Source organism: Microcoleus sp. CZ3-B2, from assembly GCF_036705055.1.
Classification (GTDB): domain Bacteria; phylum Cyanobacteriota; class Cyanobacteriia; order Cyanobacteriales; family Microcoleaceae; genus Microcoleus.
In genome coordinates, this window is the sequence record NZ_JAUBTN010000038.1 from 1 (window position 1) to 16513 (window position 16513).

Sequence of the window (16513 nt, forward strand, 5' to 3'; positions counted from 1 at the left end):
TGACTAATGACTAATGACTAATGACTAATGACTAATGACTAATGACTAATGACTAATGACTAATGACTAATGACTACCCTTCGACTTCGCGAGCGGGTAAAATGACTGATGACTAATGACTAATAACTAATGACTAATGACTAATGACTTCTTCCTTCTGGTATAATCGTGGCAAAATAGGGAACATTGGTATCCGCACTGTTAAGATATGTACGAAAAAATTGTAGCCCCGACAACTGGTTCTAAAATTACATTCAAAGACGGTTTGCCGATCGTCCCCAACGACCCAATTATTCCCTTCATACGCGGCGACGGTACGGGCGTGGACTTGTGGCCAGCATCGCAGAAAGTCATGGATGCCGCAGTAGAACAGGCTTACGGCGGCCAGCGAAAAATTAACTGGTTCAAGATTTACGTAGGCGACGAAGCCTGCGATGTCTACGGTACATACCAATATTTGCCCCAAGATTCCCTAGACGCCATCAAAGAATACGGAGTCGCCATCAAAGGCCCGCTGACAACCCCAATCGGTGGCGGAATTCGATCGCTCAACGTAGCATTGCGGCAAATCTTTGACCTCTACGCCTGCGTGCGGCCATGCAAATATTACGATGGAACCCCATCGCTGCACAAAACTCCTGAACTGCTAGACGTAATTATTTACCGGGAAAATACAGAAGATATTTACCTCGGAATTGAATGGGCAAAAGGCAGCGAAATCGGCAAGAAATTGATTGAATACCTCAATAATGAGTTAATTCCCGCCACACCAGAACACGGCAAAAAACAAATTCGCCTCGATTCTGGAATCGGCATTAAACCAATTAGCAAAAGCGGTTCCCAGCGTTTAGTGCGGCGGGCTATGACCCACGCTTTGCGGTTGCCAAAAGACAAGCAACAAGTAACCTTGGTGCACAAAGGCAACATCATGAAATACACCGAAGGAGCTTTCCGAGATTGGGGTTACGAACTAGCAACCACCGAATTTCGGAACCAATGCGTGACAGAAAGAGAATCTTGGATTCTGGGCAACAAAGAACGCAATCCCGAGATTAGCTTAGAAGACAATGCCCGCCAAATCGATCCGGGATACGATGCCTTGACTCCCGAAAAACAAGCTAAAATCCGCCAAGAAGTTGCCGACGTTCTGTTTGCAATTTGGGACAGTCACGGTAACGGTAAGTGGCAAGAAAAAATCATGGTTAATGACAGAATTGCTGATAGTATTTTTCAGCAAATTCAAACCAGGCCAGGCGAATATTCGATTTTGGCAACCATGAATTTAAACGGCGATTACTTATCCGATGCGGCGGCTGCAATTGTCGGCGGATTGGGAATGGGCCCCGGCGCGAATATTGGCGATGAATGTGCAGTTTTTGAGGCGACTCACGGCACTGCACCAAAACACGCTGGTTTGGATAAAGTCAATCCCGGTTCCCTGATTTTGTCGGGGGTAATGATGTTAGAATATATGGGATGGCAGGAAGCCGCAGATTTAATTAAAAAAGGTTTGGGCGCGGCCATTTCTAACGGTGAAGTTACCTACGATTTGGCAAGGTTGATGGAACCACCTGTGCCGGAACTGAAGTGTTCTGAGTTTGCGGATGCGATTATTCAGCATTTCGCTGATTAGGTTTTAAAGATTTTTTAACCGCAGGTGAACGCGGACAAACTTAGATCTAATTAGTGATATCTTTGTTTGTCTGCGGTTAATTTTTTTGATTTTTACATCGCGGGGACAGCCATGCCGCGCTCAACTGCTGGGCGCTTCTGCAAGGTTTCTACCCAGCGTTTGAGGTGGGGGTGGTTGTCGAGGGTTAATCCTTGAAATTCGTAAATAGCAACCCAGGGATAAATAGCCATATCGGCAATTGAATATTCGCCGCAGATATATTCGGATTTTGCTAGTTGAGTGTCTAATACTCCGTAGAGTCGCAAGGTTTCTGTTTCGTAGCGTTGAATGGCATAGGGAATTTGTTCGGGTGCATAGCGTTTGAAGTGGTTTAGCTGACCGAACATTGGCCCGACACTAGCCATTTGAAACATCAGCCACTCGATAACTTGAAAGTATTTTTCTTTTTCGGTGGGTAGAAATTTGCCGCTTTTTTCTGCTAGATAGATCAGGATGGCGCCGGACTCGAAGACGGTGATGCCGTTATCGCGATCGACTATTGCCGGAATTTTGCTGTTGGGGTTGATGGCGATAAACTCTGGGCTAAATTGGTCGTTTTTTCTGATGTCGATGACGTGCGTGTTGTAGGGTAAACCTATTTCTTCGAGCATAATCGAGACTTTGCGTCCGTTGGGCGTGGTAAAAGTGTAGAGGTCGATCATAAATTGTCCGCCTTTTCTGTAGCAGGTATAAACTATATTATAATCATTTTAGGCAAATCGCTAATCGTAATGGATATTATTCAAGTTATCACCGAGGACTACCGTAGATTTCCTGAAAATCAGACTTACAGCATTTATGCTAAAGATGTTTATTTTGAAGACCCTCTAAATCGATTTACAGGAGTCGATCGCTACCAAAAAATGCTGGGGTTTATGGGGACTTTTTTTCAACAAATTCAACTCGATTTGCACGATATTTCTCAGTCGGGAGATGCCATAGAAACTCGCTGGACTCTGAGTTGGATCGCACCGCTACCTTGGAAACCAAAAATGGCGATTAGCGGGAGAAGCGAACTGAAGGTCAACAGCGACGGTTTAATCGTTTCCCACATTGATTACTGGAACTGTTCGCGCTTTGATGTTCTCAAACAACTTGTATTTCCCGTCGCTACTCAAAAGTGACTGTCGCTTGCTGCGTTCCCTTTGCTTGCTATGCACCAGGTAAAACCTTTTTTAATTTGCCCGATTAAAAGCGATAGATGATTGCCGATCGCGCGATCGCAGAATTTACCAGCCACTACTATGACAGCGCCTCAATTTCTCATCTAGTCAAACAGTCTTGGCTGCAGCGTTATAATGACAGCTTTGGTGGCGAAACCGGCGATCGAACTCAACACTTTAGTCGATCGAGTCAGGCCTCACCACCATCATTTGCTCAATTCCTCTGGCTTTGAGCGATCGAACCTAAAGGCCACCCTGTTGCGCCATCATCCTTGGCTTAATGGCGACAGCGCAGATTGCGCCATCAACTGCATTCTGTAGCAATCAAACCCAGGTGAGACCTTGATACAAATATGCAATGTGTAGAAAAATGTCTTGCTTGAACTGGATAAATCTTAATTCTCGTCGAACTAATTACCTGTGGCACAAAATTGCCTTGGCAATTGGTGCATTCATCTTCCTCTTGGGCGCGTCGATAGTGCCAGTGGTCGGACAACCCTCATCTCCAGAACCACAGCGATTATTCAATATTTATTCCGCCAACGATAGCACTAACTTTGTTGTCGGTGATGTTTATTTAGATGGTCGTTCGATATTTGCTTTGACAGCTCCTGCGCTCAACACCAAGCAGCAAGAAGCAATTTCTCTTTCACCCATTCAGCAAAGAGTAAAAACCGTTACAAATCAGCTTCAAGGAATTGCCAATACCAACTTTGAACCGGGAAAATTAGAAGTCGATTACAGCGTAGACCAAACGAGTCAACTTCCAATTATTTCTGTCAATAAAAACTATTTGATGACCGTTACCACTGACGATGCTCGCCTGTACGGAGTCGAGCTAACCACTCACGCTCAAAACTTGACTCAAATTATTAAAAATGCCCTGCTTGCGTCTCAACGGGAGCATCAGCCAAAGTTTTTAGCAAAACAGGCATTGCGAGCGGGCGGAGTCATCCTATTTATGCTCCTGCTCAGTCTGGGAATGCGCCTCAGACAGCGCTATATCAAAGCCCGTTATGCAGCAGTCTTAACACAAATCGAACAACTCAATGCTTCCCAAGAGCAAGTAGAAGATTTGTCTGAGCAGGAGCAGGATGAAGCTGCAGCGATTGCTTGCAAACAGCAACAAAAAATTGCTCGGAAGCAGCGGCTCAAATTTTGGTATGAAGTGCGACAGCGGTTATTACAACTCGGCCAGCTTGGCCTGTGGGGAGGCGGAATTTCATTTTGTTTGAGCCTGTTTCCGCAGACTCGATGGCTGCAATCACTATTGCTGAAAAGTTTGAGCGTCACCTTACTCAACTTAATCTTAATTGGGGCTGCAACTTACCTAATACTTCGCATCAGCTTCGTTGTAATTGACCATTTTGTAGCAGCTGTCAGTCAGGGGCAATTCCTTCCCGACAGTGCATCAGTCCGAAGGATTCAGCGGCTAAAAACCTTTTCTGGCGTGATGAAGGGAGCTAGCGGTTTCTGTTGTATTGCTGCTGGCGGATTGACTGCTTTGTCAATTTTGGGTGTTAACATTGTGCCGCTTTTGGCAAGTGTGAGTATTTTTGGGTTGGCGATTTCTTTTGGCTCTCAAAGTCTTGTCAAAGACATGATTAACGGATTGTTTTTTCTCTTGGAGGATCAGTATGGCGTTGGCGATATAATCACTGCTAACAATGAAAGTGGAACCGTGGAAACAATGAACCTGCGGGTAACTCAATTACGGAACCAAGATGGCGATCTAATTAGTATTCCAAATGGCAGTATTACTATGGTGAAAAACCATACTAGCAGTTGGTCTCGTGTGAATTTAGGTATTGAGGTTGCTTATAATACCGATATTGACCGTGCGATCGCCGTAATTAAAAAAGCAGCGACTCAAATGAGTTTGGATTCTGAGTGGCAAGAATTAATATTAGAACCTCCCAAGGTACTGGGCGTTGATGCGTTTGGTGAAAATAGCATTACGATTCGCCTCTTGATTCAAACTCAACCCCTGAAAAAGTGGGAAGTCGGACGCGAGTTTCGCCGGCGATTGAAGCAGGTATTTGATGAAGAAAAAATTTCTATGCCATTCCCCCAGCAGTCCATCTGGTTTAAAAATTCGCTGCAGGAAGTCTCAAAGGGCGATCGTAATTCCAATGGATCGCACGCTTTAGATGAAAAGTATGACCAAAAAATGCGATGAGTTCGCGATCGCTCCATCGGACACGATTTAACTTTTATTGCTATTGACATCGCACCGATTTTGTGCTTTGTTGACAATTTGCTGTGTCCAGCGGGCGATCGCCCAAATTAATTCCCCCACTAAATTAATCTCCGTTACATCCCGTTACAATATATAAGTAAAGAATTTTCAGGCGAGCTAAACAATCAATGCGCTTAATATTAATGACCGGAAAAGGCGGCGTCGGCAAAACCTCCGTAGCCGCTGCTACGGGCTTGCGATGCGCCGAATTGGGATACAAAACCCTAGTGCTGAGCACAGATCCCGCCCACTCCTTAGCCGACAGCTTCGACATGGAACTCGGACACGATGCTCGACTGGTCAAACCCAATTTGTGGGGAGCAGAATTGGACGCTCTCAGGGAATTAGAAGGCAATTGGGGAGCAGTCAAACGCTACATTACTCAAGTTTTGAAAGCGCAGGGACTTGAGGGCGTGCAAGCTGAAGAATTAGCCATTTTGCCGGGAATGGACGAAATCTTTGGTTTGGTGCGGATGAAACGCCACTACGACGAGGGCATATATGATGTTTTAATTATCGATTCCGCCCCCACAGGTACAGCATTGCGATTGTTAAGTTTGCCGGAAGTTGGCGGCTGGTACATGAGAAAATTTTACAAGCCATTGCAAGGTATATCTGTTGCCCTCAGACCTTTAGTTGAACCGTTTTTTAGACCACTTGCGGGTTTTTCTTTGCCAGACAAAGAGGTGATGGATGCACCTTACGAATTTTACGAACAAATCGAAGCTTTGGAAAAGATTTTAACTGACAATACTGTGACTTCGGTCAGGTTAATTACTAATCCTGAAAAAATGGTAATCAAAGAATCTTTGCGGGCTCACGCCTATTTGAGTTTGTACAATGTTGCCACAGATTTAATTGTCGCCAACCGGATTATTCCTGAAGAAGTAACCGATCCATTTTTCAAGCGTTGGAAAGAGAACCAGCAGCAGTACAAGCAGGAAATTCACGAAAATTTTCGGCCGCTTCCTGTAAAAGAAGTCCCGCTTTATTCCGAGGAAATGTGCGGTTTGCCGGCTTTGGAACGCTTGAAAGAAACGCTTTATGCAGATGAAGACCCAAGCAAAGTTTATTACACAGAAAATACGATTAGAATTGTGCAGGACAACAATCAATATGTTCTAGAACTGTATTTGCCGGGAATTGCTAAGGATCAAATTCAGTTGACCAAAACGGGAGATGAGTTGAATGTTCGGATTGGGAATCACCGCCGCAATATGGTGTTGCCACAAGCTTTAGCCGCGCTGCAACCTTCCGGGGCGAAGATGGAAGATGATTATTTGAAGATTAAGTTTGCTTGATGCTGCGGGTAAGGACACGGCATTGCCGTGTCCCTACAATTAATCGGCGGTAGTTACATCTCTCGCGATTATTGTGGCTGGGAGTTTTTGCCCGTGCTGCGATTATTTTGATGTAGGTAAACGGCATTGCCGTGTCCTCCGTTACTGCTAGATACAATTAACATGATTTAGCATCAACGACTTCCTTTAATGCCTCATCAATCACTGCATCGCTGACACCTCGACGCTTCAAACTTGCTACTAAGGCTGTGACTGTCTCGCTCTCAAATCGTTCTAAATCAACGCGCAAACCTTGACCGATATAAGCACGAATTAATGGCTGATAACCCGAAAAACCCAACAATGGTGCAACTTTTTTTAAATCTTCCACAACATCTTCGGGCATACGGATTGTTACGCTAGTCATTGGACGGTTGCGATCTAATCGCTGCTTTAATGCTTCAACTTTCATACTCTGCCCTCTCCTGACGAGTTGCTTTACGTCCTGAAATAAGTTGCGGCTCTTGTTGCTCGTAAACAATTCCCTATTATAAGCCCCCGCAATTATCCTAGAACATCAGTAATTTTATGCCATTTCATGACTTCTGCCAAATCAATCGCCGTAAACCCATTCGGATTCTTAATCATTTTATCAGCGCCATACTTTAATAATAATTTAACAGGAGTTAAGTTGCCAGCCAATGCCTCATATTGCAGCATAGTCCAACCATTTTCATCAATTTGATTTACAATAGTAGGATTTTCACTTAATGCACAATCAATTTTTGCAGCCATATTCTCACTCATTGGATGCTCGCCGATTTCATATTCATCCTTATTTCTTGACTCTTTATTTAAATAGCTATCGGGAACAATTCGGATTTCTCTCGGATCGCCGAATTCCAAACCCCAGGCATCATCATGCACACGCCTTCGAGCGCCATTCATTTTAAGCCGCATTGCATTAACAGTATATGCACCATAAACCATCCCATCAAGAGAATATATCCAATCATCGATGTCGTTGAAGCGCATCACAATCCGGTCGCCAGATCCAATTCCATCTATCCATTTCGGATCGTTTAATAAATCTCCACTAACTTTCAGACCATCAAACTTAACATTCCCCACCCACATATGTTCAACTGATGGTGTAGAATCCGTCACCTTTCCAGTCGGAAATCCAAGTTTTACTGCACTTATATCAAGCCCAGGAATTATTCGCCTCTTTTCCCATGACAACTCACGCCAAAAATATTTAAATGATTCGCGTGCCTTATTGCTAGCAAGATTTATATCCGGGTCATTACCCTTAAATCGATAAATATTTTGACTCATTTACCACCCCCTAGTCGATCGTTCGAGTTAGTTCTAACGTTAATATACATCATAAGCAGATATTGAGCTATTCAGCAGACTTACGCCATTCTTGTCCGAGGCGAACTGCTTCGTCAAAGGTAGGATCGTTTTCAAAACTACCCGCAACTTTTAGCCACCAAGGAGATTTTTTCTGAACGAATACAGATAGCATCTGTTTCATCTGTGCTAGTTCTGTTTCTAAAGTTGCAACTCGCGCTTCGAGGTGTCGAGATTGGTCTTCAATCTGTTGGGAAATCATAGGAATTTTTAGCAAGATAGAGTTATACGGTTATTGTAGCAATATCTTTGCGATCGCAAGCCTATCTACTCAATAGACCTTTTGCAAAAATAACTAAGACGGGCTTTCCGGCCCATCCCACAAGAATCATTTTTTATTGTGGGTGTCTCGCCTGCCCTATAAATTGATGAAAAGGACTTTTGCAAGAGGTCTAGTGAGGAGGCGCACTTGGTATCGACTCCCCTTTTGACTGATAACGAGTAAGCAAACGTTGTCTCAGATCGACTAAGTTGTGTTTTTGAGAAAGTTGTTGTCTCAGTTGCTGAGCTTGTTGGCTGCGCTGTTCCAAATAACTGTCAATTTCCTGACGGTGGTTGAGATAATAAGCAATGGTACTGTATATGTCTTCTAAGCGGACAACTGAATACTGAATAGCGATTTCTTCGGGAGTGGAGCCATTGTGATATGAAGCAAGTATGCTATCTAGGGTGACTCGACTCGAACCTATACGGATACCTCCGGCTTCATCCCAACGGAAAGGGGGAGAGGTTGCTGGGAATTTTGCTGGGGCGCTCATTAAGGACATATAGTGCCTGACTTAAACTGTATAAAAACATTTTAGCAAGATGTCTAACGCTTTGCGTCGGTTCTAGCCCTGTCGGTTTTTGAGGTATTTTTCATCGCGTTTGGAATAATAGTAACCCATAACTATTGGCAGATTCCAACGAAATGTCTGGGAGATTGCGAAGCAGATCGTCCCATGTATTCTGTCCTTGCAATGCTTCTATAACGACTGGAAGCGGCTCTGAGAATATGGCTGGAAAATCTGCTTCTTCAGGAAACTGAATCTTAAAAGCTAACTGTTCTTGAGGTGGATTGAATTGAGCGTTTACTCCTTCTTTGTTACCTCTGGCATCAACCCGATACCAACCAACTTCAGGTAAATGAATGGCATTGAAACCGTGCAATGAGTAAGGCGCACCTTTATCATCAATACTCAACCGCTGGTAACAAAGACCTGCTGGAATATCATTGGCTCTTAGTAACGCTGCTAACAAGTGACTTTTCGCATAGCAATAACCTGTTTTGTGCTGAAGAACATCTGAAGCTCGACAGGTAACAGGACTCATTTGATAGTCATAACTGTGACGAATTTCATCTCTAACCCACTCAAAACACGCTTTGGCGATCGCCCTTGATGTCTCATGTCCCGATGCGATTTGTTTAGCACATCCCCTAATTTCGGGATGCTGCCAATCAATAACTTCACTCACTTTCAAGTATTCTTTCATTTCCATGACTATTAGTCCTCATACTTTTGTATGCAGTCGATTCTAGCCCAGTCGGTTTTTGAGGTATTGTTCATAGCGTCTGCATTCATAAAACAGTGACTTTCATAATGAGATACCGTGTCATGTTAGCTATCTGTAAGCACTTCACTTTTTAATCCGCTGAAGTTCTTCTCGTACAACTCTTCGCAAAGTTTGTTCCAAAGGCTCAGAACTCTGCTGGATATATTGACGCAGCGCTTCATTAATCAAGGTTTGGTAGTTCCCTCCATCTGCTAAATGAACTTGTTCGCGAAACCACGCTAAAACTTCATCATCTAACCAGATTGCGATCCGAGTTTTCTCAGGTAATGTTGGATCGATCGCCCCTCGCTTACCCTGACTAAAATCATACTCTGTTTCCATGACTATTCCCCTCCCTCTTCTTTTCCATCCTCTGCGCTCTCTGTGTCCTCTGCAGTTCCTTCACTCTTTCCCGCATTAACCTCAATCTTTTTCTGCTGGCGTTCCGACGCAGTTGTTTTCAACATTTTCAACTTTTCCGGGTCAGCATCCGATCGCCAAAACAACTTATGACCCTTAATTCTCACGCAATTGTCCTCCAAACACTTCACCCATTCCCGATATTTCTTAACGACAGAACCATCAAAAATCCCTAACTTTGCCTCTTGGCGGGTGAGTTTCGCGAACTTTTCGTAATGCGGATAATTGGGATTGACAAAAGCTTCTTTTTTAACTAAAATTGGCGGATTGTACGCATCTGAATAGTCTTCGTAGCTGACAGAAAGGTCGCGCAAATGTATGTGCATAGACCTATGGAGGGCTGGATGCGGGTTAGTGTCAAAATCTGGATAAAATAAATAGGAAATCTGAGGTTTGCGAGCGTAAAATTTGATGATTGTAGCGCCATCAAGTCTACCGATTGTGCGGTTAGCGCAGCCTTCGTAGAGTCGCAGCAAAGGGTCAAGTTCTTCTAAACATGAGACGTGAACTGAAAGGGAACCGGGTTGTTTGTAGCCGATCGCGCTATCCTCGCAACAATCCGCCACAATATCAGCTTTGCCCAAACTATATAGCATTAAATCTGCCAAAGTGCAAGCTTTTTGATAACTGTCAAACAAACCCTTAATGTCATTGCGGATTTGAACTGGAAGCCGGCGCATCGAAGGACGCTCGCCCAAACCGTTGAGAGCGAGATATACTAGCAAATCCTGGCGGCGCTTGTCGGCGATTTTCTCCCAATCATCCGCATCCGTTGCTTGCAAAATCACCCTCCAAGCGCGGTTAAAACTGTGGAATTCCTGCTTAATTGGCGATTCTTCCGCTAATTCGTCTTTCACTGGAAGACGCCCCCGATCGCTCACAAAAGCCATCAAAGGAGCCAGTATTTCCGCATAATCCTCAAATCGCTTGACTTGCGATCGCACTCTGGGAGTCGATAAGCGCGATCGAAACCGAGAAGCCCGAAAACCCTCACCCGCCGTCGCATCCCGAAACACAAAATAAATCCCCAAAGCCACAGGAATCGCATCAACATTCAAAACTTGGTCAATATAAACCTTCAACTCTTGCTGTTCGTAATACTTCTGAAAAGTATTGCGAGAAGTAATCACCCCATCCCCATAAGCAATTTGACCGCGATCGCCATCATCAATCAAAACCTGAGCCGCCACCACCAATAAATTCTTAGTTAATTCCCAAGCATTCAGCAAAGCTTCTCGGCGTTCCGCCAAAGATTCAATTACATTAATCACATAACCAATATTCACAATATCCGCACAAGTTCGCGTAGTTTCCGGCTGATAGTACGGGTCCCAACCCGCAGCCCCATAACCCTCTCCCGCAATATATTTAACATCGCCGCCATAGCCGCAACCGTAATCAAAAAAAGTCATCCCATCCACAAACAAATCCGATTCCAAAACCAAACGCACCGGCTTAGAAACAGAGTTTCGTACCATCGCAGCTTTGTGGCGTTCAATTTTAGGAATTAAAAGCTCGCTATTCTGCTGTTTCAAACGCTCGACAACAGCATGATCTTGAATTTCCACACCGCAATATCCCAAGTATTTCAGCCAACCCTCGCGAGTCCCGATAACGCTAGTATTGTCAAGCAGTCCCCATCCTTCCTCGCAGCGAGTCAGTCGAGCAAACTTTTCGTAATTGGGATAATCCGCAGTTACAAAAGTTTCCTTGCGGTGCAAAACCGGGGGATTTTCGCTGTTGCTATAATCGAAACATTTAACTTCGCCTGTTTCCAGATTAATTTGGATGCTGGTTTGCAAAGCAGGGTGAGCGTCTGTGTCGAAATCCGGGTAAAAAAGATAAGATATTTTAGGTTGCTGGAGTGAAAATTTAACTAAAGTTGCTTCATCAATGTTTTCGAGATTTTGTCTCGCACAATTTTCGTAAATTGCGAGGACAGGATTGAGTGCTGACAAGGCAGAAACGTGAATGTAAAAAGCTGTCGGTAATTTTTTGCCAATTTTGCTTTCCCGACAGCAGCGAGCTACTTTTTCCACAATACAATTTACCGCAACTCCCCCGTTATCGGGCAGATACTGGTCATGCAATTCCAGAGGTTCTGCTTCTGGTTCGTGCAACAAAATTTGTTGAGCAAAAGCCATCAAAGGTGTTAGCCGTTCTCGATCATTTTCTAAGGGTTCGACATCTAAAATAGGGTTGTTACTGATATCGTAGGTCATAGCTAAATTAATTTATTTTTTTAATTAACCGCAGAGAACGCAGAGGACACAGAGTGAAGAAAGAAAGGATTTATTTGTTAGTCCGCTAGGAGTGGACTTTGTTTTTGTAGGCGCGATTTCAATTACTACTACGTTCGACTATGGACGATAGGCTAACATATTATTAACCAAATATTCGAGTTTCTACAAATTCTCGAACCCGCGCTAAATGACTAGACAAACTCACTAATATTTTTTGAACTACCTCAATAGTTGATAATTGAGCCGCTGCGGGTTCAGATTGAAAGCTTCGGGCATAATTCTCTAATTGTGCGGCTAAATCCGACATCAGGGCAACTCCCACATTTGCAGCAGTTCCTTTGAGACGGTGTGCTTGATATTCCACAGTTGGCCAATCTTTAGCTTCTACGGCTATTTTGGCAGCAGCCACATCAGCTTGCGCGTTTCCTACAAATGCTTGCAAAAGGCGATCGGGCAATTTAATATTAACTCGTCGGAGTTGCTCCAATCTGCTTTTGTCGAACAGTCCGTCACAGTCTCCGTTTTCCCAAGTTTGAAGCGCGATCGCCCTTGGTGCCGGCACAGCGGCCACCTCTACTTTTTGGGAGGTTTCTGTATAATATGTTACCGCTATCTCCGGTTCTGCCAAATTAATACTTGGAACTCCATACTTGTTTTGAAAATGAGCGTTTTGGGCTTCATACTTGTTCAGTGCCGCCGCCAAAGCATCTAAATCTACAGGTTTGCTGAGATAATCATCCATCCCCGCCGCCAGACACTTTTCTCGTTCCCCCGGTAAAGCGTGAGCTGTTAAAGCAAGCACAAAAGTATGCCGATCGCCCTTTTCTCGTTCCCTCAACTTTTTCGCCGTTGCGTAACCGTCAAGTACCGGCATTTGACAGTCCATCAATACTATATCGTAGCTATTTTGGGCCAGCAAATCCAGCGCTTCTTGACCGTTGGCGGCGCAGTCAGCACGATAGCCTAAAGCTGCCAATTGTTCGACTATAACTTGTTGATTGATCGGGTGGTCTTCCGCCAGCAAAATTTTCAGCGATGAGGGCGAATTGGGAGTAACGTATTGAGAATTAGCTGCTGGAAAATTGCGAGTATTAGCAGCCTCCAAGCTGTCAAACTCTCCCCTTTCCTGAACGGGGGCCAGCAAAGCCTCAAGCAGGCGGGAAGGCCGCACGGGCTCGATCAAATAGTCGCTAAAACCCACACTGCAAAGGGCTTCTGCTTTCGCTTGTTCCCGCAAAGCAGTCATGGCGATTAACGAGTCAACTGTTGAGAGCGATCGCACTTTCAAACCAAATTCCTCCGCATCCAAATCCGGCATTTGCAAATCCACAAGCACCGCATCGCAGCATTTTTCCCCTTCCCCCGAATCCTCAGAAATCCCGCCCCGAGCATTTTGCAACCAAGTCAAAGCATCAGCAGCAGTTTCTGCTTCATCGCAGCGAGCACCCCAACTTTGAGCGAGCGATCGTACCGCCGCCCTCCTCAAAGCGCTTCCAGATACTACTAACAGCTTCTTACCTGCTAGTTCGGGCGATTGAGGCTGAACTTGCAACTGTTTTTCCAAAGGTACAGCAAACCAAAAAGTCGAACCGCTATCTAGCAAACTGCGAACTCCAATGTCGCCTTCCATCATATCCACTAACTGCTTGCAAATCGCCAAACCCAAACCCGTACCGCCGTAAGGTCTAGTCGGAGAATCATCTACCTGAGAAAAAGATTGGAACAGCTTTGTCTGCCCTTCCGGCGAAATTCCAATGCCAGTATCCCGGACTGAAAATAGCAATTTGATATCTTCTTTGCCCTCTACCAGTTGTTTGCCCCGCTTGACAGTAACGTGAATGAAAATTTGACCGCGATCGGTAAATTTTATGGCATTTACAGTCAAATTTATCAAAATTTGCTTCAACCTTCCCGAGTCGCCCACCAACTTTTTCGGCACCGAACTATCAACTAAAATATTTAATTCAATATCTTTTTCATCTGCCAAAGGCGCTACCATTTCTATCACGGATTCAATGCAGCTATCCAAATCAAAATCAGCTTTTTCCAGCCGCATTTCTCCAGCTTCAATCTTAGAAAAATCTAGGATGTCATTAATCACGCTCAGCAAATGTTCGGCACTGCGGTAAATAGTCTGAGCGCACTCGCGCGGTTTCGGTTCCAGAGGAGCCCGCAACAGCAATTGAGCCATCCCCAAAACCCCATTCATCGGAGTGCGAATTTCGTGACTCATGTTCGCCAAAAATTGCGATTTCACCCGGCTTGCTTCTAGGGCAGTTTCCCGCGCTTCCACCAATTCATTAATCTTGTCCGCTACCATCACCATTCCCGCCACTCTGCCGTCGGGATTGTACCAAGGGTGAGCAGCCCAGCGCAAATATAAAACAGAGCCGTCTGCTCGTTCCCAAGCATCTTCGCTGACAGAAACTATCTCGCCTTTGAACACTTCTTCATACATTACTTTCCAGCGATTTGGCGTATCTGGAAACACTTCGTAATGACTGAGATTAGTCAGAGACTGCCACTCCAAATTAAATTGAGTCAGCCATTTGTGAGAGTTAGCTAAATAGCGCATTTGAGTATCGAACATCGCCATTGCTACCGGCACGCAAGCAATAATTTGTTTCAATTGCTGCATTTCTCTTTCTAGAGCATCTTCGGCTTGTTTGCGCTCGGTAATGTCGCTAATTATGCCGGCCATCCGCAGTGCTTTTCCTTGCAGATTCCGCTGAGCTTTTCCCTGAGAAGTGCAGTAGCGGTAAGCACCGGATGAATGCAGCAGTCGGAATTCTACATTATAGTCAATTCCTTGTTTTAAGTGATGCCCGATCGCCCGAACGATGCCGTCCTTATCCTCTGGGTGCAGGCGGCTGTATAGAGCATCCATCGTGCTACCAAATTGATAGCGCGACAACCCGATCATTTCCAAAAGGCGATCGTTCCAATAAACATCATTTTTACTTAAATCCCAATCCCAAATTCCGTCATTTACCCCCTCTACAACTAACCTGTAGCGTTCCTCACTTTCCTTGAGTTTTTGACTTGTCATAAGCGCCTTATATTCGGCGCGGTAAACGCGAAGTGCATTAAACAAACTGCGCGACAAACTATCTGGAGACATCTTGCCTTTAACGATATAATCAGAAGCTCCAGCCTTCATCAATTCCACTGCAATTTGTTCATCGCCTTGACCTGTGAGGACAATTAAGGGGATTTTGATCCCAGCTTCCCGTATATCTTTCACCAAACTAAGTCCGTCTCCGTCCGGCAAGCCGTAGTCTAGGAATACACAGTCAAAGTTGCACTCAAATATTTGATTTAATAGCAGCGAATTGTCTGTCTCCTCAACGTCCCTTAAATGTGGGGATTGATTTTGTGTGGAGAGTTTCTCGGCCGCTGTGCTAGAATTTTTGCCGATCGAGAGTTTGGCGAGGGCATCGGCACAATCTTCTGCTTCAGTAACTTCTGCCCAAACCCCAGCGGACTTTAGCGAACGTTTGACCGTCATCCGATCGACTTCATCGTCATCAACTATCAGAATTTTAATAAGCTTGTCCATAACAAGAGAATTAGGGATTAATCCGAAAAAGCTGTGGCATACAAAAACTAATAGAATAAATGCACCGCTAAAAAATCACAATAGCCACTTTGAAACTTTTTTGTTAAATTTTCCATAATCTAGGGGATTTCGCTCAGCATCCAGTATCTGTTTAGGGTTCCCATAACTTCCACAAAATTAGAAAAAGTGACTGGTTTAAGAATATAGCCAGCTACATTCAAATTATAGGCTTCTACTTTATCTCTATCTTCATTAGAAGTTGTGAGGACGATCACTGGAATCGATCTCAGATTTTGATCTTGCCGCAATTCTCGTAAAAACTCAATGCCGTTCATTCTCGGCATATTCAAGTCCAGCAAAACCAACCTGCGCGTTTGAGGCATTACAGGTTCTATTTTTTCTTCTTGGCGTAATATAGCCAGAGCTTCTAGTCCGTTGGCAGCCATGTATAGCGGATTGACGATGTTATTTTTTTTGAACGCTCGCTGGACGTTCATCACATCTACTTCGTCATCTTCTACCAAAAGGATATGAATTTTTTTTTCTTCCATCATAAATCAGTCTTTTTATAGATATGTTTTAACCACTCTTGAGCGTTGGGAGTTTCAGTCAGTCGATTTTTGGATTGAAGATTTACCGGAAAAAATGGGTTTAAAGCCTCCCCGCTGTATGGTGCAAGGAAAAATTAATTTCCCTCGCTGACAATTTCCTGGCGCGCGCAATACCAATTTCATTAAGTAGCGTTACATCTCACCCCCCCAAGGCATCGGGGGGCTAGGACTCGATCTATAGCACATCTTTAAAAAAATGGTATAAGTCCGAGGTAATTGTTAACGGTTTGCTGCCAACCTTGATGCTGGCAACTGTTGAACCGTTTTTGGGTTCGGGCGCGGGGAATAGCGAACAAAGCCCGTCTAATCTCTATTTTGCGTTGTCAAGAATCATTTATAGCTAGACCGATCGCAGTATCTATCCACAGAGGTACTCG

At 44.4% G+C, this 16513-nt stretch carries 15 protein-coding genes; 5 read left to right on the forward strand and 10 right to left on the reverse strand.

Annotated elements, in window-relative coordinates:
- The first annotated feature begins 208 nt into the window (after window positions 1–208).
- Window positions 209–1633: an NADP-dependent isocitrate dehydrogenase gene (locus tag QUA97_RS17420; RefSeq protein ID WP_194070580.1), complete on the forward strand. Its 1425-nt coding sequence runs from the start codon at window positions 209–211 to the stop codon at window positions 1631–1633.
- Between the two features lie 92 nt (window positions 1634–1725).
- Here QUA97_RS17420 and QUA97_RS17425 read toward each other — a convergent pair whose 3' ends face one another.
- Complete coding sequence (locus tag QUA97_RS17425; protein ID WP_194070581.1) at window positions 1726–2334, reverse strand: glutathione S-transferase N-terminal domain-containing protein; 609 nt, start codon at window positions 2332–2334, stop codon at window positions 1726–1728.
- Between the two features lie 69 nt (window positions 2335–2403).
- Here QUA97_RS17425 and QUA97_RS17430 point away from each other — a divergent pair, with 69 nt between their 5' ends.
- The 4 genes from QUA97_RS17430 to QUA97_RS17445 all read left to right on the forward strand — a co-directional run bounded on the left by QUA97_RS17430 (window position 2404) and on the right by QUA97_RS17445 (window position 6375).
- Window positions 2404–2796 (forward strand): DUF2358 domain-containing protein, encoded by a 393-nt coding sequence (locus QUA97_RS17430; protein WP_194070582.1) that lies wholly within the window; start codon window positions 2404–2406, stop codon window positions 2794–2796.
- 77 nt (window positions 2797–2873) lie between these two features.
- Window positions 2874–3068 (forward strand): hypothetical protein, encoded by a 195-nt coding sequence (locus tag QUA97_RS17435; RefSeq protein ID WP_228050302.1) that lies wholly within the window; start codon window positions 2874–2876, stop codon window positions 3066–3068.
- Between the two features lie 137 nt (window positions 3069–3205).
- On the forward strand, window positions 3206–5014 hold the full coding sequence (locus QUA97_RS17440; protein WP_333195331.1) for a mechanosensitive ion channel family protein: 1809 nt from the start codon (window positions 3206–3208) through the stop codon (window positions 5012–5014).
- A gap of 188 nt (window positions 5015–5202) precedes the next feature.
- Window positions 5203–6375: a TRC40/GET3/ArsA family transport-energizing ATPase gene (locus QUA97_RS17445; RefSeq protein ID WP_106148286.1), complete on the forward strand. Its 1173-nt coding sequence runs from the start codon at window positions 5203–5205 to the stop codon at window positions 6373–6375.
- A 157-nt stretch (window positions 6376–6532) separates the two neighbouring features.
- On the opposite strand, the gene QUA97_RS17450 is transcribed toward QUA97_RS17445, so the two are convergent.
- The 9 genes from QUA97_RS17450 to QUA97_RS17490 form a co-directional block, all read right to left on the reverse strand.
- Window positions 6533–6826, reverse strand: coding sequence for a hypothetical protein (locus QUA97_RS17450; protein WP_194060355.1), 294 nt, complete (start codon window positions 6824–6826; stop codon window positions 6533–6535).
- Window positions 6827–6918: 92 nt separating this feature from the next.
- A complete protein-coding gene (locus QUA97_RS17455) occupies window positions 6919–7692 on the reverse strand; it encodes a DUF2314 domain-containing protein (RefSeq protein ID WP_194070586.1) in 774 nt (257 codons plus the stop codon).
- A 67-nt stretch (window positions 7693–7759) separates the two neighbouring features.
- A complete protein-coding gene (locus QUA97_RS17460) occupies window positions 7760–7972 on the reverse strand; it encodes a hypothetical protein (protein ID WP_194070587.1) in 213 nt (70 codons plus the stop codon).
- 190 nt (window positions 7973–8162) lie between these two features.
- A complete protein-coding gene (locus tag QUA97_RS17465) occupies window positions 8163–8537 on the reverse strand; it encodes a DUF433 domain-containing protein (protein ID WP_194070588.1) in 375 nt (124 codons plus the stop codon).
- A 91-nt stretch (window positions 8538–8628) separates the two neighbouring features.
- Window positions 8629–9249, reverse strand: a complete 621-nt coding sequence (locus tag QUA97_RS17470; RefSeq protein WP_228050304.1) for a transglutaminase-like domain-containing protein — start codon at window positions 9247–9249, stop codon at window positions 8629–8631.
- A 138-nt stretch (window positions 9250–9387) separates the two neighbouring features.
- Window positions 9388–9645 carry a BrnA antitoxin family protein gene (locus QUA97_RS17475; RefSeq protein WP_194070589.1) on the reverse strand — a complete coding sequence of 86 codons (258 nt, stop codon included), beginning with the start codon at window positions 9643–9645 and terminating at the stop codon, window positions 9388–9390.
- Window positions 9646–9647: 2 nt separating this feature from the next.
- On the reverse strand, window positions 9648–11945 hold the full coding sequence (locus QUA97_RS17480) for a DNA phosphorothioation-associated putative methyltransferase (RefSeq protein ID WP_333195334.1): 2298 nt from the start codon (window positions 11943–11945) through the stop codon (window positions 9648–9650).
- 163 nt (window positions 11946–12108) lie between these two features.
- A complete protein-coding gene (locus QUA97_RS17485; protein WP_333195336.1) occupies window positions 12109–15525 on the reverse strand; it encodes a response regulator in 3417 nt (1138 codons plus the stop codon).
- A gap of 119 nt (window positions 15526–15644) precedes the next feature.
- Window positions 15645–16079 carry a response regulator gene (locus QUA97_RS17490; protein ID WP_333195337.1) on the reverse strand — a complete coding sequence of 145 codons (435 nt, stop codon included), beginning with the start codon at window positions 16077–16079 and terminating at the stop codon, window positions 15645–15647.
- Window positions 16080–16513 lie beyond the last annotated feature (434 nt).

Bases quoted from the DNA above. Each gene is read 5' to 3' on its own strand.
- QUA97_RS17460 (WP_194070587.1), bottom strand. From the start codon at position 7,972: ATGATTTCCCAACAGATTGAAGACCAATCTCGACACCTCGAAGCGCGA.
- QUA97_RS17470 (WP_228050304.1), bottom strand. From the start codon at position 9,249: ATGGAAATGAAAGAATACTTGAAAGTGAGTGAAGTTATTGATTGGCAG.
- QUA97_RS17490 (WP_333195337.1), bottom strand. From the start codon at position 16,079: ATGATGGAAGAAAAAAAAATTCATATCCTTTTGGTAGAAGATGACGAA.
- QUA97_RS17465 (WP_194070588.1), bottom strand. From the start codon at position 8,537: ATGTCCTTAATGAGCGCCCCAGCAAAATTCCCAGCAACCTCTCCCCCT.
- QUA97_RS17475 (WP_194070589.1), bottom strand. From the start codon at position 9,645: ATGGAAACAGAGTATGATTTTAGTCAGGGTAAGCGAGGGGCGATCGAT.
- QUA97_RS17425 (WP_194070581.1), bottom strand. From the start codon at position 2,334: ATGATCGACCTCTACACTTTTACCACGCCCAACGGACGCAAAGTCTCG.
- QUA97_RS17430 (WP_194070582.1), top strand. From the start codon at position 2,404: ATGGATATTATTCAAGTTATCACCGAGGACTACCGTAGATTTCCTGAA.
- QUA97_RS17420 (WP_194070580.1), top strand. From the start codon at position 209: ATGTACGAAAAAATTGTAGCCCCGACAACTGGTTCTAAAATTACATTC.
- QUA97_RS17435 (WP_228050302.1), top strand. From the start codon at position 2,874: ATGATTGCCGATCGCGCGATCGCAGAATTTACCAGCCACTACTATGAC.
- QUA97_RS17445 (WP_106148286.1), top strand. From the start codon at position 5,203: ATGCGCTTAATATTAATGACCGGAAAAGGCGGCGTCGGCAAAACCTCC.
- QUA97_RS17480 (WP_333195334.1), bottom strand. From the start codon at position 11,945: ATGACCTACGATATCAGTAACAACCCTATTTTAGATGTCGAACCCTTA.
- QUA97_RS17485 (WP_333195336.1), bottom strand. From the start codon at position 15,525: ATGGACAAGCTTATTAAAATTCTGATAGTTGATGACGATGAAGTCGAT.
- QUA97_RS17450 (WP_194060355.1), bottom strand. From the start codon at position 6,826: ATGAAAGTTGAAGCATTAAAGCAGCGATTAGATCGCAACCGTCCAATG.
- QUA97_RS17455 (WP_194070586.1), bottom strand. From the start codon at position 7,692: ATGAGTCAAAATATTTATCGATTTAAGGGTAATGACCCGGATATAAAT.
- QUA97_RS17440 (WP_333195331.1), top strand. From the start codon at position 3,206: ATGTCTTGCTTGAACTGGATAAATCTTAATTCTCGTCGAACTAATTAC.